We start from the raw sequence: 22,373 nt of genomic DNA on the forward strand, positions 1-22,373 counted from the left end.
GCACCGCTCGAAGCCAGAGCAAAAAAGCAAAGACCTGACTCGAAAATGCAAACTTCGCGAAACGTGCCGCGAGGTTCATAGTAAAACCCTATTTGGCGCACCAAGCGTATTCGGAGACCTTACCCATGTCTGCCTCTCCAGAGAAACTTGACGACTGGCTCAACAAGGAGGTGGTGACCGAAGACGTCATCACCGCTTTCCCGCTGACGGCAATGGGCGCGACCCTGAACCGGGAAGAAAGTGGTGATGAGGTGCCACCGCTCTGGCATTGGCTGTACTTTCTGCCGATCGCACCACTGTCCGAGGTCGGTCCGGACGGTCATCCGAGGCGCGGCGACTTTCTGCCGCCGGTGCCGCTGCCGCGCCGCATGTGGGCCGGTGGCCGCCTGACGTTCCACGCGCCGCTCAAAGTTGGCGAACATGCGAAACGCACGTCGACCATCGCCAATATCGAAGACAAGACCGGCCGCTCGGGTCGACTCGTGTTCGTGACCGTGCAGCACGCGATCGAAGTCGGTGGTGAACTGAAGCTCGAAGAAGAGCACGACATCGTCTACCGGGGCGCGCCGCAAGAGGGCGCCCGGCCGCCGCAAGCGGCGCTCGCACCGGAAGGCGAGACGTGGAGCCGCACCGTTGATGCGGACGCCGTGATGCTGTTCCGATACTCCGCGCTGACTTTCAATGGGCATCGCATCCATTACGACTATCCGTACGTGACCGAGGTGGAGGGCTATCCGGGACTGATCGTGCACGGACCGCTGATCGCGACCTTGCTGGTCGATCTGGTGCGCCGCGAACAACCGGATGCAACACTGGAAAGCTTCGCGTTCACAGCGCTGCGGCCCACGTTCGCTGGCCAGCCTTTTACGGTATGTGGCAAACCTTCTGCAGATGGCAGGACCGTCGACCTCTGGGCTAAAGACCACGAAGGCTATCTGACCATGCGGGCTACGGCAGCGCTTGCCTGAACGCGGCGAAATGGGTTGTGCCGATCGCTACCTCGGAAAATTGAAAAATTCGAAAAGGGGAAAGCTTTCAGAATGAGCCGCGGCCGAATCGCGTCTGTCGTCGGTCGCCAGCGAACTGCAACCTAGGTCCAAGCCGGAATCATTAATTTCCAATAAGAAACGGCTGGGCGAGTTGCGCGACGCCTCCGGAGCCCCGGCCGCAGCGGCCTACAGCACGGCATGGCGCCCCGCCATCCCTACGATGCATCAAGCTCACAAACCCCTACAGCCCCACCCCGCACCCAACCCCGGGCAAATACCCTTGCCGCCATAAACGCCCGCGTGTATAGTTTCCGAACTTACTCTTGTTTCGCATCGGAAATTAAAGGGATTTTCATGAACGCTTCCACCATCCTCGCCGATCTCGGCATTGCCCACGCGGCGCAAGCCGGCGACATCGCGGTTCATTCGCCGATTAGCGGCGAACTCATCGGCCGCGTGGCCAGCAACACGGTGGCGGAAGTCGACGCGGCTCTCGCCAATGCGAAAGAGGCGTACACGGCCTGGCGCAATGTCCCGGCGCCGCGCCGCGGCGAACTGGTGCGCCTGCTCGGCAATCGTCTGCGTGAAAAGAAACAGGCGCTCGGCAGCATCATCACGCTCGAGACCGGCAAGATCCTGCAGGAAGGCTTGGGCGAAGTACAGGAAATGATCGACATCTGCGACTTCGCGGTCGGTCTGTCGCGCCAGTTGTACGGTCTCACGATTGCCTCGGAACGCCCTGGCCATCGCATGGCTGAAACATGGCATCCGATGGGTACGTGTGTCGTCATCTCGGCGTTCAATTTCCCGGCAGCGGTGTGGGCGTGGAATGCAGCGCTGGCATTGGTGTGCGGCAACGCGGTGATCTGGAAGCCGTCGGAAAAGACGCCGTTGACCGCGCTCGCCGTCAACCAGATCCTCAGCGAGGCACTGAAGGAATTCGGCGACGCGCCGGCCGGCCTGACGGCGCTGATCAACGGTGGCCGCGACGTCGGCGCGAAGCTGGTGGCCGACCCGCGTGCGTCGATCGTCAGCGCGACGGGCAGCACGGAAATGGGCCGTACGGTCGGCGTTGAAGTGGCGAAGCGCTTCGGTCGCTCGCTGCTCGAACTCGGCGGCAACAACGCGGGCATCGTCGCGCAAACGGCGGATCATGAACTCGCCATGCGCGGCATCCTGTTCTCGGCGGTGGGTACGGCGGGGCAGCGTTGTACGTCGCTGCGACGTCTGTTCGTGCACGAGAGCGTGTACGACAAGACTATCGAACGTCTTAAGCAGTTGTACAGCAAGGTGCCGATCGGCAATCCGCTCGAAAAGGGCACGCTGATGGGGCCGCTCATCGACAAGCAATCGTACGCCCGTATGCAGGAAGCCCTGCAGCAGGCTACGGCTGAAGGCGGCAAGGTGTTCGGCGGCGAGCGCGTCGAGGTAACGGGCCATGAAGGCGGCTACTACGTGCGCCCGGCCATCGTCGAAATGCCGTCGCAAACGGCAGTCGTACTGAAGGAAACCTTCGCCCCGATTCTCTACGTATTGCGCTATTCGGATTTCGCGGATGCGGTCGAGGCGAACAATGCGGCGGTGCACGGTTTGTCCTCGTGTGTGTTCACGACCGACCTGCGCGAAGCCGAACGCTTCCTGTCCGGCTCGGGCAGCGACTGCGGTATCGCCAACGTGAACATCGGACCGAGCGGCGCGGAAATCGGCGGCGCGTTCGGCGGTGAGAAGGAAACCGGCGGCGGCCGTGAGTCGGGTTCGGATGCATGGAAGGCCTACATGCGCCGCGCGACCAACACGGTCAACTATTCGTCGGCATTGCCGCTCGCGCAGGGTATCGATTTCAACATCGGCTGATCCGGTTCGCAGCAGTACAAAAAAGCAACCAGGCATCAGAAAGCAGCGGCGCATTCCCGCGCCGCTGCTCACAACCTCTTTCGGCAGTCCGTTTGCGCCGCCCGCCGTTTCTGAGCGGCCACGCTATTCGTGGAGTAAGACGTGAGTTCCAAAGTCGTGATCGTCGGCGGTGGGGTGATCGGCAGCTCGATTGCGTATTTCTTGCGACTGTCAGATCCGACGGTCAGCGTCACGGTGATCGAACGCGATCCGACGTATGCGCGGTCGTCGTCGGCATTGTCAGCGGCATCCATTCGCCAGCAATTCTCTACACCGCTTTCCATTCAGATGTCGCTGTTCGGCATCGAGTTTCTGCGCTCGATCGGTGAGCGGCTCGAAATCGATGGCGTGAAGCCGTCGATCGACCTGCACGAAGGCGGCTATCTGTTTCTCGCTACGCCCGCCGGTGAGGCGACGCTGGGTGAGAATCACGCGCTGCAAAGGAATCTCGGCGCCGATATCAGTTTGCTCGACAAAGGCGCGTTGCAAGCGCGCTTTCCCTGGCTCAATACAGAAGACCTTGTTGCCGGTGCTTTCGGTGAAAGCGGTGAGGGCTGGTTCGATGGTTATGGTCTCGTGCAAGCGCTACGCAAGAAAGCACAGGCGCTCGGGGCACGTTACGTTGCCGCCGACGTCACCGCGCTGCATCGCGACGGCAAGCGTGTCACACAAGTGCGGACCGCGAATGGCGAGGTCTATGCCTGCGACGTCGTGGTGAACGCTGCGGGTGCCTGGTCGCGCAAGGTCGCGCAGATGGCCGGCATCGACCTTCCGGTGTTTGCGCGACGCCGCAGTATTTTCAATGTCACATCGCCCGCGCGGCTCGAACATTGTCCGTTGCTGATCGATCCCAGCGGCGTGTATTTCCGGCCGGAGGGCAAGTCGTTCATTTGCGGTGCGTCACCGTCAGCGGATAACGATCCGGACGATTTGCCGCTCGACGAAGTCGACCACGCAATATTCGACGATGTGATCTGGCCGACGCTCGCGCATCGCGTGCCGCAATTCGAAGCGCTGCGTGTGCAGAATTGCTGGTCCGGTTATTACGAATACAACGTGCTCGATCAGAACGCGATCATCGGCTATCACCCGGACGTCGATAACTGTATTTTTGCCAATGGCTTTAGCGGGCACGGTTTGCAACAGGGCCCGGCAACCGGCCGCGGCATCGGCGAACTGATTCTTCATGGCCGCTACACGACACTCGATCTCGGTTCGCTGAGTTTCACTCGCGTGCTCGAAAACCGGCCGATCGTGGAAAAGAACGTGGTTTAGCCGGCGCGCTGAAGGTGATGCGGAAAACGCAAAATGTAGTGCGTAGATATCGTTTGCCGCTTGCCGGGACGATGACCACAATCGACGCCGACCATCCATCGACAAGATAAACGGCCCGTCACCATGTTCACGTTCAATCCTGCTTTCGAAGCGCCGACCGGTTCGCCGATCCGCGAGCTGTTCAAGTATCTGGCGCAGCCCGGCATGATTTCGTTCGCCGGCGGTTATCCGGCGAGCGATCTATTCGACCGCGAAGGTCTCGATGCGGCCGCGGCGCGTGCGTCGCAGCAGCCCACGCTCTGCCTGCAATACGGCCCGACGGATGGCCTCGCCGTGCTCAAGGAACAGCTCGCCCACTTGATGACGCGACGCGGCACGCCTTGCACGCCGCAGGAATTGCTCGTCACGACCGGTTCGCAGCAGGGCTTCGATCTGCTGCTGCGCGTGATGGTCGCCCCGGGCGACGTGGTGCTGGTCGAGCAGCCCGCCTATCCGGCGACCTTGCAGGCGCTGAAGTTGCAGGAGGCCGATGTGGTGACGGTGCCGGTCGATCGTGACGGGCTCGATGTCGCCGCGCTCGCCGCGTTGTTCGAAGCGGGCACATTGGCGCGGCCGCCGAAGCTGCTCTACACCGTCCCGACCTTTGCCAATCCGACCGGCGCAACCTTGTCCATCGAGCGCCGCATGGCGTTGCTGAAGCTGGCGGCGCGCCACCATTTTCTGATTGTCGAAGACGATCCCTATGGCGACCTGCGTTTCAGCGGTACGGCTTTGCCGTCGCTGCTAGCTTTAAGCGACCAGGTGCCCGGTTCGCGCGACTGGGTTGTGCATTTTTCGAGTCTGTCGAAGATCGTCGCGCCGGGTTTGCGAGTCGGCTGGATGGCCGCGCATGCGGAAATCTTGCGCCGTTGCGTGGTCGCCAAGCAAACCGTCGACCTGTGCAGTTCGCCGTGGACCCAGGCCATCGCCGCCGAATACCTCGCGAGCGGCGCGTTGGAGCGGCATCTGCCGCGGATCATCGACGCTTACGCTCTGAAGTGCAGCACGCTGTGCAACGCGCTCGACGAGCATTTGGGCGGCGCCATCGCATTTCATCGTCCTGCCGGCGGCATGTTCGTGTGGGCACAATTGAAGGGCGGGCAGAATGCGTCCGACACGCTGCGTGCCTGTATCGAGCGTAACGTCATGTTCGTGCCGGGCGTCGCGTTCTATAAAGACAATATCGATCTGACGGCACTGCGCTTGTCATTTGCAGCTCCCGGTGTCGCCGATATCGAAACCGGCGTGCAAAGAATGAAGCAGGCACTCGCGCTCTTTTGATGACGGCTAACGCGGCTAACGCGGCTAACACAATACTGGTGGCAAAGCGGTAAAGGCCATACTTGAAATAACCCGGTGAGCGCGTGGTGCGCAGCCGGGTTTTTTTATGCAAATGCTAAATCGCGGAGATTCAGCATAAACATGCTGATCCGGTAAAGCCGCGTAAGGCCAAACGCGCCACACGCGTCACCCTCGGTCGAACCATGCCCGTCGGCACTTCTCCGTGCCAATACTGCCTGCAACAGGCGCGCATGCCGCTCTTTTCGTGTGCCGTCGACTCATTCGGCTACCGTTTTAACTCAAGCCGCCGCTTCAAACGAGCATGCTTTCTAAAGATCTAATTTCGCCCGTTCAATAATTCCGTCAAACTCCTGAAACATGGCTGATTGTTAAATGGAGAGTGCTGCTGGTTTGGGGCTAAAAATATCGGTTATCATCGTTGGCACTCAGCGAATGATTCAGTTGAGTTAATTCATCGGCCATCCACGTTAATACCGTCGCATCGAACCAGAAAAAATCAGATGAAGATGTCACGTAAAAAGATTGCAATCCTGGTGGTCGGTCTTCTGATCGTGGCCGGCGTGATCATTCAGGCGGTGTGGCGTCCATTTGCGCATCGCAAAGCCGCCGGGACCGGCGAAATCGTGCTCGATATTCATCACCCGGATGCGGTGATCGACAGTGAAGCGCTCTCGCGTTTGCCGCGCGACATCTTGCGCGTGCCGCTATTGCACGACGTGCTGACCCAGGACTTCGTCGACTATTACGAATCGAACGACACGCGGCTTTCCACAGAAGGTGCGTTGCGGCGTCTCGCATTCGAACATCAACTGGACTGGCGCGACGAACTGATCCGCCGCGTATTCGACGAACCCGCCCATGTGTTGCTGTGGCGCTCGCCGGATGGCCGGCTGGGTTACTGGGTGATGTCGATGCGCCGCAATGGTCTGGCGAAGCTGCTGCAAGGCTTCGGCAACGTCGCCGCGAGCGACACGCAATTGAGCCAGGTGGCCAAGCTTTCCGGTGACGTTCCGGTTTACGCATTGAAGCTGGCGGTTAACCGCACGATTCTGTTCGCCACGAAGGACGACCGCCTTGTCGTAATGTCCGCACCCGGCGTGCTGCTCGACGCGAAAGGCGGCTTGCTGAGCGAGCGGGCCGACGCCGTGTCCGAGATGCTGTCGTCGGGCCGCGACGACGCGGCGCGCGCCTATCGACTGGACGCACCCGGCGACGCGCCGAAGGGGCACCGGCTGGTGGTGTCGGCGAATTATTTGTCGTTTGGCTATCAGACGTTTTTCTCCGGTATCGACGCACTGCGATTCGACTTTTCGCCGAACGGCAACTCGGCGGCGAACTGGCAGACTGCCGCGCTGATCGAACCGGGCAAGTTGCCGCAGGCGTGGAATAGCGCCGACTTGTGGCGCGCCTTGCCGGCTAATCCGGCGGCGTGCACGAGCTTGCCGGCCGACTGGAAAGAAGCGTCGGGCCTGTTGGGCAAGGTTGCGGATGTTGGCGCGGAGAGCGCTGCTGCGATTGGCGATCAGCTCGCCGGCCCCGCGGCCGTCTGCTGGTATGCGAAATCCACGCTGGTCTCGCCGGTGTTCGTCGCTCGCGTGAAGACGCAGGACCCGGCGAGCATCGCCACACTGAAGACCGCGCTCGGCAAGACCTTTGGTGAAGTGATCGGCGCGTACGAAGCGAAGGCCGCCAAATCCGGCGACGCTGATTCGGGCTACCGTCGCTTGCCGGTCACGAAGCACGACCAGGGCGCAAGCGTCACCGTGTGGCAACGGCCGGTCAGTGCACTGTCGGGCACCGCTCTGTCCAGCAAGGCGCCGTTCGCATCGCAACTGTCGGCGGAGCGCTATTTTCCGGTGACGCTAGCACTGGCACACGGTTATCTGATTTTCTCCCCTGATTCACGTCTGGTCGACGATACGCTCGCCGTGCTCGACAAGCGCTATCCGGCGCTTGCCGATACGCTCGCGCCGCAGCGTCTGCCGCGTACGATTCTCACGCTGACGCCTTCGTCCGCGGCTGCGTTGATCGAACGCGAAGCGGGCGCGGCGCTGCCGGCCGATCAGGAAGCGGTGTTCCGCAATGCGTCGCGCACGCATCTCGTGCCGAAGCTGCACGCGCTCGCCCACTACCCACCGGTTTCGTTGACGCTGCCGGAGAACTTGCCGGGTTCCACGGGCTGGGTGCCGGTGGAGTGGTGGTTCGATAGCGCAAAGGCAGGTGCCAGTGGTGGTGCGGACGCCGGTGCGGCCGATGCGCCTGCCGATCAGCCCGGCACCGAGGGCGATTGAATGCGCCGCCTTCACGTCTCAGACGTGGCGTTCGCGACGACAGCTATGGGCGCTACGGGTGCTACGCCGCGAATGGCTCATACGGCCTGCGCATCACGCCGTGTCTGGCTTACTCGCGTGGCTTCCGCATTCGCGATGGCCAGCCTCGCACCCTATGCGAATGCGCTCAGCAGCACCACCGCATCGCCGGACCCCGACGCGCTCTCGCCGCAGCAATCCGCCGCGTTTCGCGCCTGGTTCGTGCGCATCGTCGACCAGCAAATGCGTCGCGGCCCGACGCCGCGCTGGACGCAACGCGATTGCGCGGGTCTCGTGCGCTTTGCCGTCGGCGAGACGCTCAAGCCGCATGACACCAAATGGCTGCGCGCCAACGGCATGACCAGTCTCGCGGACACCAGCAGCATGCCGCCCGAACTGCAACTGTCCGCATCGCAACGCGGAATCGCGAATCGCTGGACCCGGCTCGACGGGTCCACCGGCGCATATGCCTCGGCGATCGCACTGATTCAACGTAATAGCCGGTTTGTTTCGAAGGACGTGAATCAGGCGCTGCCCGGTGACCTGCTGTTCTTCGACCAGGGCGACGACCAGCATCTGATGATCTGGCTGGATCGCTACATCGCTTATCACACAGGCACCGTTACGCCGACCGATACCGGTCTGCGCGCCGTGGCCGTCTCCGACCTGATGCAATGGAAAGATTCCCGCTGGCAGCCGCTCGACGGCAATCCGAATTTCGTTGGCGTGTTTCGTTTGGACTTTCTGACACCATGACCCGAATGAATTCCGTCACCGCGTCGCGCGCCTGGCTCGGCAACTTACATCGTCGTGTGGGCTTCACCGTGGTCGCGCTTATCGCGGCCATGACGTTCCTCATCGCTCCAACGGCCTATGCCGATGACAACGCATCGAGCACCGCCGCCGATACCAATATCGCCGCAAACCCGACGCTGCAAACCGCGCCGTCGAGCAACTTCGCTTCGCAGAAGGTCGACGGCCAGCCATTCTTCCTGCTCTCGGATGCGAGCTTCGGCAGCGATCAGTTGGCGCAGGTGCGTCTCGAAGCGCCCGGCCGCGAGTTCAAGGACGCGCTGCAAGCGTACGGCGGTGCGGACATCGTTGTGTATCGCGTACCGAAACCGTTGGACTTTTTGAAGGCGCAGAAGAATCTGCATCGCCTGAACGTCGCGCCGAATTATCAAGGTGAAGGCCTCGCAAATACGCTGGCCTATCTGTGGGACCGTTGGTTCACCGAAGCACGCCGCGCCTGGCAGCGCGTGCTGTCGTTCGCGACGCGTAGCAAGGCAACGCAAGCCGCACCGCAATTCAAGCTCGGCGAACAGACTGGCAAGCCGACGCAATTCCAGCAGAACTCGCAATTCGCGCCGCTGAAAGGCTATGACATGGTCGCGCGCTTTCGCTATCCGATCTGGGACGCGAAGGTGATCGAGCCGCCGAAGGGCGTGAACCTCGAAGGCAGCAGCAGTAACTTTATCGAAGCGAGTTCGGGCAACGTGATGATTCCGGTCGGCAAGCTGCCACCGGGGTTGTATATCGTCGAGGCCGTGATCGGCAATTATCGTGCGCATACCTTACTGTTTGTGTCGGACACGGTTGCGGTCGTGAAAGCGGCGTCGAGCGGCATGCTGGTGTGGACCGCACGGCGCGATAACGGCACGCCGGTGGCGAATACCGACGTGAACTGGACCGACGGCGTAGGCGTGCTGCAAAGCGGCACAACCGGGAACGACGGTGCACTGATGCTGCAACACGTGAGCCCCGAGCGCAGTTACGTGCTTGGCACCGATCCGCAAGGCGGCGTGTTCGTCTCGGAGAATTTCTATTACGACAGCGAGATCTATAACACTAAGATCTATGCGGTGACCGACCGTCCGATGTATCGTCCGGGCGACGCGGTGCATGTGAAATTCATCGGCCGCACGTTCCAGAACGCGACGCAATCCACCGCGCCCGCCGAGGCCGATATCAAGCTCGACGTACTCGATCCGAACGGCTCGCCGGTGGCGACCAGCAAGGTGCATTTCGCTTCCGACACGGGCGCGGAGTCGTCTTTCACGCTTCCCGCCGATGCCACCGCCGGCGGCTATACGCTGCGTTTCGACTACAACGGCGATGTATACGGCAGTGCATTTCGCGTCGCCGAATATGTGAAGCCGCATTTCGACGTCAACCTGTCGATGGATAAAGCCGACTACGCAACCGGCGAGCAATTGAAGGGCAAGATCCAGTTGCGCTATCCGGACGGCAAGCCAGTGCGTGACAGCAAGGTCTCGGTCACGCTGCGTGCGCAGAAAGTGACGATCGTCGACGGTGAACTGCGCTACGCAGGGTTGTTTCCGGTCAAGCTGGAACAGCAGGAGCTCACGACCGATAGCGACGGCAATGCGAACCTCACGCTGCCCGCCGCTAAAGAGCCGAGCCGTTATGCGTTGACGCTGTTCGCGCAGGACGGTGCGGCCTACAAGGTGCGTGTGACGCGTGAGGTGCTGATCGCGCGCGGCGCGACGCCTTATCGCCTATCGTCTGCCAAGTCGTTTTCGCAGCCAAAGGAAGCGGTCAATTTCGATCTGCAAGCGCTCGGCACGATCGATCCGTCTTCGCATGCGCTGGCCAGGTGGGAATGGACACGCCTCGAATCGCAAACGCACGGTGAAGGCACACTCAAAGGTGCGACGCCAGGCGGCAAGCTGTCATTTCCGGTGCAATTCGACCAGCCGGGTTCGTACATGCTGTCCGTCAAGGACGACACCGGCAATCTGCTAGCCGCCGCGAGCCACTGGGTGGCGGGCGATGGTCTGAAGGCGATTCCGGGCAGCGTCGAGATCGTATTCGACCGCGACAAGTACAAGATCGGCGATACCGCCGAAGCGTTGATCACCTTCCCGATACCGGTCGACGATGCACTCCTGACGCTCGAGCGTGACAACGTCGAACATCGCGCTTTACTGACAGCAGGCGGCGACTGGCTGCAACTGCAACGCGTGGCCCCCTCGCAATGGAAAGCACGCATCAAGGTCGGTCAAGAATTCGCGCCGAACATGACGTTCTCGGTGCTGTACGTGCATGCCGGCGAATATGTGTTCCAGAACGCGGGCATCGTGGTCGCGCAGCCGCAGATCGAATTGAACGTGAAGAGCGACAAACCGGTGTATGGTCCGGGCGATACGGTCACGCTGAACTTCGACAGCACGCTGAACGGCAAACCGGAAGCGGCGAATCTGACGGTGAGCGTGGTCGATGAAATGGTCTACGTGTTGCAGCCGGAAATCGCGCCGAATATCGTCGACTTTTTCTATCACCCGCGCCGCAACAACGTGCGGACGTCGTCGAGTCTCTCGTTCATTACGTACGACCTTGCGCGCTCACCGTTGAAGGGCGCACCGGGCGGCCCGCAACGCGCGAACTACAACGAGCGCGGCGTGAAGGTGCTCGAACGGCCACGTCGTGACGATCAGGACACGGCAGCGTGGGAAGGCTCGCTGAAGACCGACGCGAACGGCCACGCCACCATGACCTTCAAGATGCCGGATTCGCTGGCCCGCTGGCGCGTCACCGTGCGCGCGGCGGCGCCGGACGGCATGGTCGGTCAACGCACCGCCTACGTGCGCTCGGACAAGGCGCTGTATCTCAAGTGGAGCGGGCCTTCGCATTTCCGCGTCAACGATCAGCCAGCCATCGACATGATCGCCTTCAATCAGACCGACGCCGATATGGAGGCCGAGTGGGTGGTCGACGGCGGCGGTCTCTCGTTGAACCAGAAGGTCACGCTCAAGCGCGGCGCCAACTATCTGCGTCTGCCGACGGGCGCGCTGAAGGCGGGTGTGATCAACGCGACCTTGCGCCGCGCCGGTAAGGATGTGGATCGCTTGCAGACCACCATCCATCTCGATGCGAGCGGCTGGCTCGATCTGCATCAGAATACGGTGGCGCTCGACGGCGCGAACAAGCCGCTCAATCTGCCGCAAGATGCGCAGGACGTCAGCGTGCGGTTCATCGGCAGTGCCGCGAGCCAATTCGCGCGCGTCGCCGACGATCTGATCAACTATCCATACGGTTGCGCCGAACAGACATCGAGCCGCCTGATTCCTTTGGCGCTCGCCCACGATGCGATCGGCCGCAGCGACAATTCGAATTCGACGCAGGGGCTCGAAGCGCTGTTGCGCAATCAGCGGCAACGTCTGGCGATGCTCGCGGGTGTCGGCGGCACGTTCGGCTGGTGGGGCGATACGACCGGCGGCAGTTCGCTGATTACCGCCTACGCGTACTACGCGGACTGGCTCGCGAGCCGTAGTCTCGGCATTACGCTGCCCGCGGACAACTGGCAGCACGCAATGGACGTCTATCGCGATGCCGGTGCGAAAGAGCCGCTGTTGCATCGCGCGCTGGCGCTGTGGTTCATGCAGCAGATGGGCTTGCCGGTCGCGACGCCGGTTGCGGGCGTCGCGGCGGACTTGGTGAGCGATGCAGCGGCTTCGGGCAAGGCGTCTACGTCTGCTCGAAATGGCACGTATGGCGCGTCGGACAGCATCGTGTTCGCGCAAGCCGATTCGCTGCGTGGCAAACAGATGGCGACGTTGCTGATCGCTAACATGGCGCGCAGCGCGAGTGCTCAACTGCCGGATGGCTTCGATGCTGCGGCGAGCACCGCGCGTACGGCCTTGGCCAGCGATCCCGCACCGCTCGTACAGAGCCTGCTTTATATGACAGGTGGCGACGGTGGCACGGCGGTCGATGCATCGGCCTTGCTCGCGAAGAGCAGCGCAGACTACCCGACGCTCGATCGCGCGCTGACATTGCTGTGGGTGCGTAAGGCGCTCGGCGGCGACGCGGCGCCGGCTTCGTTGCCATCGCTGCAAGGCGCGGGTTGGACGCGCGCTGTGACGCCGACCGGCACGCCGCTCTGGAAGTGGACGGGTGCTGGCTTGCCAACCACACTCGATGCAGGCGCCGCGCGCACCGACGTCAACGCGCTGGTCTCGTTCCGCAGCCATACGAGCGAGGATAGCCGTCTGAACATCACCGTCGAACGCCGTTTCTACAAGCTGGAGCCGCTCGAAGTGAAGGTCGATCCGAAGAAGGCGGGGGGCGCCGAGAGCCAGCTGGGCCGCTCGGCATTTACCGCACGTCTCGTCAAGCAGGGTGATGCAATCGACAGCAATGCGCTGTACGTCGACGAAGTCACGCTCACGCCGCGCTCCGGCAATGCATACCACTACGGTCTGCTCGACGTGCCGCTGCCGCCGGGCGGCGATGTCGAGGCGACTAGCTGGGGTGTGTCGATCGACGGTTTGCCGGGCGCGAAAGAAGGGACAAGCGGTCCGCAGCCGTTCGCGCGCGCTGCGTCGTATGAGATGGGCGAGTTGGCCTATCACCAGCCGGTGCCCTTGCTCGACCGTCCGGTGACGCTGCGGCAACTGGTGCGCTTTGCGTTGCCGGGCACGTTCGCGTTGCCGCCGGCTCGCTACTTCCGCATGTATCAGCCGGACGCCAAGGCGTTCGAAGGCGGCAAGAGCGATCGCGTGACGTCCCTGCGTATTCATTAAGCGAGACTGTTATGTTTTCCGCTCTCCGGCACCCGCGCGATCGTCTGGTAGCTACGCTGCGGGTCGCACTCGTGGCGGGAGCGGGGTGTGTTTTTAGTGGTGCGGGGGCTGCTGCTGCTGCGTTGTCGACTGCTTCTCCAGCGGCTGCGGCAAGCTCGTCGCCGATCGCATCATCGAGATCGGCGCCGAACTTATCGCTAAATGTGCCGTCACAGTCGTCGCCAAGTTCATTGCCAAAGTCGACGTCAATCGCATCGCCAGGCTTGCCGTCAGCCGAGCCCTCGGCGCAATTGCTGCGCTTCGCCTGGTTGCACGACGGCCAATCGCAGTTGTGGCAGTTCAATGCTCAGGGTGCCGGCGATGGCATTACGCCTCAGTCCGCACGCCCCTTACCGGCGACATTGGAAACGCCGCTCGGCAGCGTGTGGAAGCTGTTCGTCTACGGCTATCTGGTCGATCGCAATATCGCGACGCCGGACTACACCTGCAGCGGCGGCGATCCTGAAGAAGTGTATTGCTGCATGACGGGCGGCCACATCGACCGTGAACATGCGCTGGTGCAATCCTGCGGACGCTTTTTCGAACCCGCGCGCCTGCAACTCGATCCCGCCGATTGGCGCAAGTACTGGACGGCCGCGCATGCGCCCGCCTGGCTGCGCGACCTCCACACGATGACGCCGACGCGGCGCGTGCCGGTGACCGACTTGCTCGCCGCATTGCAGTCGATGCCGGCACGGCCGCGCGAGGCGGCGGCGAGCACGCTGGTGTCAGTGCTGACCAGCGGACGCGGTGAGGGCACCGTATCGCTCTACGGCAGCGTGCTGCGAGCCAAAACCTGGACCATGCCGGACCCGGCGCGTCCTGGCGCCTCGATCGGCGGTGCGGCAGGCTGGCTTGCCGACGGCACGCCGGTGTGGCTGGGCGGCCCCGGCGGTAGCGCGCGCGTGCTGGCGGACGCCGCGCCGCGCATCGCGCCGTTGCTCACGCAAGTCGCCGTGCCCGACGACAACGCGTGCGTACTGGTCGATTTCTTCAGTCGCTATCCGATTCGTCAGGTGCTCGGCGACAAGGGGCCGGCAGCGGTGCCAGACGGCCCGCTGCGGGGCGATTTCCGGATCGGCTTCGTCAACGGTAACTGGGCGCGGGTGGAAAGCCGCGGTGAACTGCGGCTCGATCGCGACGACGCAGGGGCGCCACAAGTGGTCGGGCGCTTCGGCATGAACGACTACGTCGCGCGGGTGGTCGAGCGGGAAGGCGACACGAGCCAGCCGGAAGCGGCGAAAGCGTTGGCCGTGGCGGCACGGACTTACGTCGTGCAGCATGGCAATCACGATCACGGCTGTTTCCGTATCGACGACAGCAGCAGCACGCAGCGCGTCCTGCCGCGTGCGCCGACCCCCGCCGCGCGCCGTGCGGCCGATCTGACCGACGCGCTGGTGCTCACCGGCGTGCCGGTTCAGTATCACCACGACAAGGCCGCGCCTGGCCAGATGAGCTGGCTGGCCGCGAAGGCGTCCGCGCAAACCGGTCTCACGTTCGACGCCATTCTCTCGCGCACCTGGCCGCAAGCGACCTTGACGTCGTTCGGGAGCCCATTGTCCGGCGATTGCGTCCAGGTGGCCGGCGCGCAGCAATGGCTGCAGCGCAACGCGCCGTTATGGGCACGGCGCATGGACGGCGCGGCGGGCTATGAGACGCCCGATTTGCCGGCCGTCTGCGCGGTGCGCGAAGGGCGGCCTTATGCCGACGCGCAGCGCAATCGCGTGTACGTGTATCGCTTGCAGACAGAAGAAGACCGCATCGCGCTGGCGCATGAATATATCCACCTCGCGTTTCAGCATCATCCGCGTGGCCTTGATGAAGCGTTCGTCGAACGTACCGCGCGCACGTTGATCCGTACCGACAATCCCATCCAATGAACACGGTCTCGCGCCCGCCTTCGCAAATGTTCCGTGCGCCGCTGCTTATTGCAGCGCTTATGGCACCGCTTATTGCATCGCTTTTTGCGCCGCTTTCGGCACCGCGTGTCGCACCGCTGATGCGCGGCGTCCGATCTCGCACGGGAGTCGCCTTTATCGCGGCTACGCTATCGGCAACCACGGCAATGAACGTACAAGCAGCCGGCGCGGATGGCGGTGACGGTGCGATTGCCGATCTCACCGGTGCGTTCGGCGGCTGGCGCCACAGCGGTCTGACAAACGAAGGCGAGCACTTCGTCGCGGCGTATCCCCGGCCGCCGGTCGACCGCGGCGCACAACGCTATCGCACGCTGATCGAAGGGCGCCTGAAGCACATCGACAAACACGCGCGCAAGCCGCCCACGCTGGTCGTCAACGGCAACCCGACGCCGCTCTACACCGACGACGAAGGCGCATTCGCGCGTCCGTGGGCATTCGGCGCGGGCTCGAACAGCATCGAATTGATTTCCGCGGACGGCAAACAGCGCCAGCGCATGCAGTTCTATGAAGCCGACCGCAGCAAGCCGCAGGCCAAGCTGCGCGCGATCGTCACATGGGACGATCCGAAAGCACAGGTGGATCTGCACGTGATTACGCCGGACGGTCTGCACGCCTTCTTCGCCAATCCCACGCTCGAAGACGGCAGCGGCTTCGACGTCGATTCGGTGGACGGCGCGGGTCCGGGGATATTTTCGTCGGCGGCGCCCGAACACGGTACGTGGCTGTTCTTTCTGAACTACTGGGGCAACTTCGATTCGACCGGCTATAACTTCGACGCCGCCGCGCACGAGCGCGACGTGATTACCGCGACGTTGACGCTGGTCTTCAATGAAAACACGCCGAACGAACGGCGTGAAACGAGGGTCGTGCCGCTGCGCAAGATCGGCGACCTGCTGCTCGTGAAAAGCGAGCGACTCTGACAGCGGGATGGGAGCAGTGACAATGAAGTTCAAGACGACGGGTTGGGTGAAGGCAGGCTGGATGGTGTTCGCTTTCGCCTGTTTGCAGGTTGCGCCGGCGGCGCACGCGAGCGATATCGACTTCGCCGCACCGCTGAACGGCTGGCGCAACACCAGGGGCGACAGCGAGCGCTATACGCAGGATGTACATTACCCGGCGGTGTCGGTGTCGACGCCGGAAGGCCAGTCGAAGTTCGCGCTGATCGAAGGGCAGATCCGTAACGCCCCGAAGAAGAAGGGCACGACGGTAGGCACGCTGGTGGTCGACGGTACGCCGTTGCCGCAGCGCGTTGAGGAGGACGGCAAGTTCTCGCGGCCTTACGCGTTTCCGTCCGGCAGCAACAGCGTTGAACTGCGGGCGCCGGATGGGTCGCGCAAGCGCGTGCAGTTTTACGACGCGTACAGCGGCAAAACGCAGCCGAAGTTGCGCGTCGTGCTCGCGTGGGACACCGATGGCACCGATCTGGACTTGCACGTGGTCTCGCCTGACGGGGTGCATACCTGGTATGGGGACCGCGTTGCGCCGAACGGCGGCGCGCTCGACGTGGATGTGACGACCGGCTATGGGCCGGAGATCTACTCGTCGGCCGCGCCATTGAAGGGCACGTATCTGGTCTACGTGAATTACTACGGCAACGGAAACAGCGGCAGCGATATCACCGTCGCTCAGGTGACGATCATCACGAACGAAAATACGCCGAACGAGAAGAGCGAAACGATTCGGGTGCCAATGCGTAAGCCGGGCGAACTGACGCTCGTGAAGACGTTTGTGATGCCTTGAAGCGGTTGGCGAGTCACGGCGTTCGACGTTTTTAAAGCTATGCGAAATGAGTGGGTTTGCCGGCTGGCTTTTCGCTCAATGAGGGAGCGGTTGGTCAGGTTTTAAGTCTGTTTAAAAATATAGAAAAGCGTGTAATCATCGCGCTTATCGGCTTGCTCCTGCTTGCGAGCCGGATTGCAAATTTTCGCCCAGCCTCAGTCAGTTTTGCACGGGAAAGACCACCCGCCCGCAACGCGTATGCGCTTACGCGCACGCGGGTCACAAAAACATATATTTGCCAGCTAGGGGAAGCAAACATGGACTCACTCGACCAGAAGCAGCCGCTTTTGAGCTACGACGGCAGGATTGGAGAGCTCTACGGAATATTTATCAAGAACCTGTTGCTGCAGATCATCACGCTTGGCATTTATCGTTTTTGGGCCACCACCAATAACCGTCGATATATCTGGTCGCGCATGCGCTTTCAAGGTGAGCGTTTTGAGTACACCGGAACCGGCGGCGAATTGTTCAAAGGTTTTCTGCTGGCGATTGCGATTATGTTCGGAGCGATCGTCGGTGCAGTCATTCTCAGCGGGATTCTGCGCGCAATCACAGGGAGCGCGGCGCTGGCCGTCTTGCCGATCATCGTCCTCTACGTTGTGATTGCAGTGGTCGCGGCGGGGGCGTATTTCAGCGCGCAGCGTTATCGCCTGAGCCGCACCCAGTGGTGCGGGATTCGCGGGGGCATGACCGGCTCATCGTGGGTCTACGGCGTGTATGTGCTGCTGTATGGCCTGCTGTGCATCGTCACGCTTGGACAGATGGTGCCGTGGGTGTCCATGCGTCTTGCGGAGCGCCGCATCAACGCGAGCAGTTTCGGCAGCCTGCCGTTTCATTTTGAAGGCCGCGCAGGCGCGCTGTATGGCGCGTTCGTCGGTACTTTTCTGGGCATCGTTGCGCTGCTTGTCGTGCTCGGGGCCATTTTCCTCAAGAGCATCGTGGCGCTGCTGCCCATCGGGCATGCGCCGCTGAAGGCCCATGATCCCGCTGCGTTCGCCGCCTTCGGTTCGCTGTTCCTCTTTTATGTCCTGTTCATCGTTGGCGCGTTGCTGATCCAGTGCTTCTATCTGGCGCTGGTGACACGCCATGTGATGGGCAATACGACGCTCGGCACGCAACTGCGTTTCGGCAGCAGGATCACCGCTCGGGGTCTGCTCGGAATGATGCTGGGCAATCTGGCGATCATCGTTTTCACGCTGGGTCTGGGGCTGCCGATCGTGTTGCACCGTGTCTTGCGGTTTGCTGCCGATACGCTGCAGGTGTCCGGTCAACTCGACCCGCAGACGCTCGGTCAAAGCGATCAGACGCCGCCGCGCACGGGCGAGGGCATGCTGAACCTGCTCGATCATGGCGGCGCGTTCTGACGCGGTTTTGGAACCTCCTGTTCCCACCGGCACACGCTATTACGACGGCAGCGTTGCCGCGGCTCACGCGGCAACGCTGCGCTGGAGCGAGGCGTTTCTGTCGATCGACGGCCTTGAGGGTGAGCTGGCGGTTTGGCCGCGTGCGCGGCTGATCGTCGGTGAGCCCGACCCGGAAGGCAGAGTCGCGTTGTCGTGCAAAGGCGAGCTGGGCCGCGTGTTGACCGACGCCTTATCGCTGCCCGTGCAAATGCCGGTGCCGCGCATGCAGCGCCGGCATTATCTGGGTTGGATCATGGTCGGCGTGGCGGCACTGGCGCTTGCGTTCGTGCTCGTCGCGCGACTGCCCGCGGTTGGCGCGGCGCTTGTGCCGCGAAGCGCGGAAAACCGGCTTGGCGAGATGGTTGAGTCGGTCGTGGTCGGCAAACATCGCGTGTGCCGCGGCGACGACGGACAACGCGCGCTCGAGCAACTCGAAGCGCGGTTGGCCCATGCGGCGGGGATAGTGCAACCGGTACGCGTGGTGGTCATCGACAGCAAGACGGTCAATGCGCTGACGCTGCCGGGAGCCCGCATGATAATCATGCGGGGCCTGTTCGAACAGGTTGGCAATCCTGATCAACTGGCCGGCGTGATGGCACACGAGACCGGACATATCGCACGGCGCGATCCGTTGACCGCGTTGTTTCGCGGCGCCGGTATCAGCGTGATCAGCACGATGTTCGGCATCAATCTTGGTTTTGCAGACGTGTCTTCGCTGGCAGGGCGATTGGTGGGTTTGTCGTATAGCCGCGATATGGAGCGACTCGCCGACGCGAACGGCGTTGCCTATCTGCAAGCGAGCGGATTGCGCAGTGATGGGCTTGCCGCATTTTTTGCATTGACCGAAAAACGTAGCGGCAGCGCTAGTCGTGCGATTGAATTCCTGTCGGATCATCCGCGTACGATCGACCGGGAAAATCGGAGTCAAGGATCGTCACTCGGCGACAGCGCGTTGACGGCGCAGCAATGGGCGGCAATTCAGGCGATGTGCGGAAAGCCGTAGGCCGCGCGATCTGTTGGAAGCGCTGGTCTGAAAGCCAATAGACTCAACGACTTGGGTGACTCTTGCTCAGGATATCCACAGGCTTGCAAACAATTTCTGTGGACAATTGGGAGGGGGCGGGAGGGAGAGGCGCTTGCCGTGCATGACACACGGCAAGCGTAACAGCTTGATTAACGGTCGAGGAACGACTTCAGACGGTCTGCGCGGCTCGGATGCATGAGCTTGCGCATTGCCTTGCTCTCGATCTGACGAATCCGCTCGCGCGTGACGTCGAACTGCTTGCCGACTTCTTCGAGCGTGTGGTCCGACTTCGTGTTGATGCCGTAGCGCATGCGCAGCACCTTCGCTTCGCGCGGCGACAGCGAGTCGAGCGCGTCGTCGATGGCGGCGCGCAAGTCGGCCTGCATCGCTGCGTCAGCCGGCGAGGAAGCCGCCGAATCTTCGATCATGTCGCCGAGCGTGGCGTCGCCGTCGTCGCCGACCGGCGTTTCCATCGACACCGGCTGCTTGGCGATCTTCAGAATGCCGCGCACCTTCTCTTCCGACAGTTCCATGCGTTCTGCCAGCACCGACGGATGGGCTTCCTGACCGGTCTGCTGCAGGATCTCGCGCGAAATGCGGTTGAGCTTGTTGATCGTTTCGATCATGTGCACCGGCACGCGAATCGTGCGCGCCTGGTCGGCGAGCGAGCGCGTCACAGCCTGGCGAACCCACCACGTTGCATAGGTCGAAAACTTCCAGCCGCGGCGGTATTCAAACTTGTCCACCGCCTTCATCAGACCAATGTTGCCTTCCTGGATCAGGTCGAGGAACAGCATGCCGCGGTTCACGTACTTCTTCGCGATCGAGATCACGAGACGCAGATTCGCCTCGATCATCTCGCTCTTGGCCTTGCGCATCTTCGACTCGGCCGCGACCATCTGACGATTGATCTCTTTCAGATGCTTGAGCGGCAGCGAAACGGTGGCTTCGATGTCGATCAGCTTTTGCTGTTCCGACTGGATGGCCGGCAGATGGCGCTCCAGCGCCGCACCGAATGACGACGAGCCGCGCGCGGCACGCTCGGTCCAACCGAGGTCGGCCTCGTGGCCCTTGAACGATTCGATGAACTGCTCGCGCGGCATGCCGCTCTTCGTTACGACGATTTGCAGGATGTTGCGCTCGATCGCGCGAACCTGCGCGACCTGGTGTTGCACGTCGCCGCACAGGCGGTCGATGGTGCGTGCCGTGAAGCGGATCTTGGCGAGGTGCTGCTGGATCTCTTCGCGGGCGCGCAGGTATGCCTTCGAGCTGACGTCGCCGCGTGTGTGCGAGGCGTTCTGCTGGTCGGACAGAATGCCGACCTGGGCGAAGATTTCCAGACAGTCGCTCGTGAGTTGTTTCAGACGTGCTTCGTCCGCTGCCGAGGAGTCGGCCGGACCGGCGTCGTCGTCTTCTTCGCTATCGCTGTCGTCATCGTCGGTCGCGTCGGCGTCGACGTCCGCTGCGGCGTCCGCGCTCGCGTTGGCTTCTTCCGCGGCGGCCGTGTCTTCATTCAGACCGTCGACCAGTTCGTCGATCCGCAGTTCGCCGTCCGCGACCTGTTGGGCGCTCGCCAGAATGGCGGAGATCGCGAGCGGGCATGCGGCAATCGCCTGCACCATTTCGTGAAGACCGTCTTCAATGCGTTTCGCAATCGCGATTTCGCCCGCGCGCGTCAGCAGCTCGGTTGCGCCCATTTCGCGCATGTACATGCGCACCGGGTCGGTCGTACGGCCGAACTCGGAATCGACGGTCGACAGCGCGACCTCGGTTTCCTCGTCTGCCTGATCGTCCGACACCACAGCCGGGGTGTTCGAGTTGAGCAGCAGGGTTTCCGCATCCGGAGCCTGCTCATAGACCTGCACGCCCATGTCGTTGAAGGCGCTAACGATGCTGTCGATCGCCGCCGTCTGCGCGAAGTTGTCGGGCAGGTGGTCGTTGATCTGCGCGTGGGTCAGGTAGCCTTGCTCCTTGCCCAGCTGGATCAGCGCGCGCATCTGGCGCTGGCGCTCTTCGGCTTGTTGCGGCGGCAGTTCAGCCGCGACGGGGATCGCTTTGCCTGCGCCTTTGCCCTTGGCTGTACGGCCAGCGGGCGCCTTGGCGGTGTATCCGGCAGTTTCGTGTTGCGAATCTTCGCGATCAAAAGGGTTCACGTATTCTCCTCTAGAGACTTCGCTATGAGACGCAAGACGCTACCGTCAGGCGTTTCGAGCATGGCTCAACATCACCTGAGTGACTCAACGCGGTTGTTTGGCTGTGCTCTGGGGAGCAAAAAAGATGAGCCCGCTCGAAGCGGGCCGATAGAAATGTGCGAAATTCGCGCGGCTCGTAGTATATACGAGCTTGCGCCTTCGCGCTCATTGTGAGTGCACCTTTTGTTGTGCGCTCCTGTTGCAGGCCCGTTCGCGCCCCGCTGGCCATAGGGCGGATGCTCGTCACGGGCGGCGCGTTGGCAGTTCACCGCGCCTCACGACATGCTTCCTACTACCTACTATATAGATGAACTCGTGCGCCGTCACACGACGTACTCGTAATCTGCTGCCTTGCCATATATAGGGGCGCTATGCGGAGACGCAAGTTCTGGCGCTGATTCGCACTTGCCCAAAAGAAAATTCACAAGAGGGGGTTGACGACATGCCGATCGTTCTCCATAATCTCGTTTCTCTGCTGCTGATGCAGCGACGCAGAACGAAGCGGTGCCGGGTAGCTGGAAGTCTGGTGCGGTTTTGGTGGTGAATGCGTAAGCGATCTTTAAAAATTAACAGCCGATAAGTGTGGGCGCTTGATGCGCGACGCGAGCCAGGTTCTTCGGGATCTGGCATAAGCGAAAGTATCAAGTCTCACACTAGTATTAAA

Annotated in this window: 13 protein-coding genes; 12 read left to right on the plus strand and 1 reads right to left on the minus strand. The window is 62.1% G+C overall.

Annotated features, from left to right (window positions below; translation table 11 throughout):
• Nucleotides 1–125 precede the first annotated feature (125 nt).
• From KHO23_RS31880 to KHO23_RS31935, 12 genes are all read left to right on the plus strand, one after another.
• Nucleotides 126–968, plus strand: coding sequence for an FAS1-like dehydratase domain-containing protein (locus tag KHO23_RS31880; protein WP_211616650.1), 843 nt, complete (start codon nt 126–128; stop codon nt 966–968).
• 375 nt (nt 969–1,343) lie between these two features.
• Nucleotides 1,344–2,843: an L-piperidine-6-carboxylate dehydrogenase gene (gene amaB / locus KHO23_RS31885; RefSeq protein WP_211616652.1), complete on the plus strand. Its 1,500-nt coding sequence runs from the start codon at nt 1,344–1,346 to the stop codon at nt 2,841–2,843.
• Nucleotides 2,844–2,984: 141 nt separating this feature from the next.
• The gene (locus KHO23_RS31890) at nt 2,985–4,157 is read left to right on the plus strand and encodes an NAD(P)/FAD-dependent oxidoreductase (protein ID WP_211616654.1); all 1,173 of its coding nucleotides are present in this window, start codon (nt 2,985–2,987) and stop codon (nt 4,155–4,157) included.
• Between the two features lie 123 nt (nt 4,158–4,280).
• Nucleotides 4,281–5,477, plus strand: coding sequence for an aminotransferase-like domain-containing protein (locus KHO23_RS31895; protein ID WP_211616656.1), 1,197 nt, complete (start codon nt 4,281–4,283; stop codon nt 5,475–5,477).
• A 521-nt stretch (nt 5,478–5,998) separates the two neighbouring features.
• Nucleotides 5,999–7,789: a DUF2138 domain-containing protein gene (locus KHO23_RS31900; RefSeq protein ID WP_211616658.1), complete on the plus strand. Its 1,791-nt coding sequence runs from the start codon at nt 5,999–6,001 to the stop codon at nt 7,787–7,789.
• 45 nt (nt 7,790–7,834) lie between these two features.
• The gene (locus KHO23_RS31905) at nt 7,835–8,563 is read left to right on the plus strand and encodes a DUF1175 domain-containing protein (protein WP_236067076.1); all 729 of its coding nucleotides are present in this window, start codon (nt 7,835–7,837) and stop codon (nt 8,561–8,563) included.
• The gene (locus KHO23_RS31910) at nt 8,560–13,353 is read left to right on the plus strand and encodes an alpha-2-macroglobulin family protein (protein ID WP_211616660.1); all 4,794 of its coding nucleotides are present in this window, start codon (nt 8,560–8,562) and stop codon (nt 13,351–13,353) included. Before KHO23_RS31905 ends, KHO23_RS31910 begins: the two co-directional genes overlap by 4 nt.
• 11 nt (nt 13,354–13,364) lie before the next feature.
• Nucleotides 13,365–15,272 (plus strand): DUF2300 domain-containing protein, encoded by a 1,908-nt coding sequence (locus KHO23_RS31915; RefSeq protein ID WP_236067073.1) that lies wholly within the window; start codon nt 13,365–13,367, stop codon nt 15,270–15,272.
• Nucleotides 15,273–15,457: 185 nt separating this feature from the next.
• Nucleotides 15,458–16,231 (plus strand): YfaP family protein, encoded by a 774-nt coding sequence (locus KHO23_RS31920; RefSeq protein ID WP_211616662.1) that lies wholly within the window; start codon nt 15,458–15,460, stop codon nt 16,229–16,231.
• A gap of 22 nt (nt 16,232–16,253) precedes the next feature.
• Nucleotides 16,254–17,051 (plus strand): YfaP family protein, encoded by a 798-nt coding sequence (locus KHO23_RS31925; protein WP_211616664.1) that lies wholly within the window; start codon nt 16,254–16,256, stop codon nt 17,049–17,051.
• Between the two features lie 296 nt (nt 17,052–17,347).
• Nucleotides 17,348–18,454 carry a YjgN family protein gene (locus tag KHO23_RS31930; RefSeq protein WP_211616666.1) on the plus strand — a complete coding sequence of 369 codons (1,107 nt, stop codon included), beginning with the start codon at nt 17,348–17,350 and terminating at the stop codon, nt 18,452–18,454.
• A gap of 7 nt (nt 18,455–18,461) precedes the next feature.
• Nucleotides 18,462–19,496: a M48 family metallopeptidase gene (locus KHO23_RS31935; RefSeq protein ID WP_211616667.1), complete on the plus strand. Its 1,035-nt coding sequence runs from the start codon at nt 18,462–18,464 to the stop codon at nt 19,494–19,496.
• Nucleotides 19,497–19,666: 170 nt separating this feature from the next.
• Here the strand turns inward: KHO23_RS31935 and rpoD are convergent, their stop codons facing one another.
• Nucleotides 19,667–21,670: an RNA polymerase sigma factor RpoD gene (gene rpoD / locus KHO23_RS31940; protein ID WP_211616669.1), complete on the minus strand. Its 2,004-nt coding sequence runs from the start codon at nt 21,668–21,670 to the stop codon at nt 19,667–19,669.
• Nucleotides 21,671–22,373: the final 703 nt, after the last annotated feature.

The organism is Paraburkholderia haematera, from assembly GCF_905220975.1.
Lineage (GTDB): Bacteria > Pseudomonadota > Gammaproteobacteria > Burkholderiales > Burkholderiaceae > Paraburkholderia > Paraburkholderia haematera.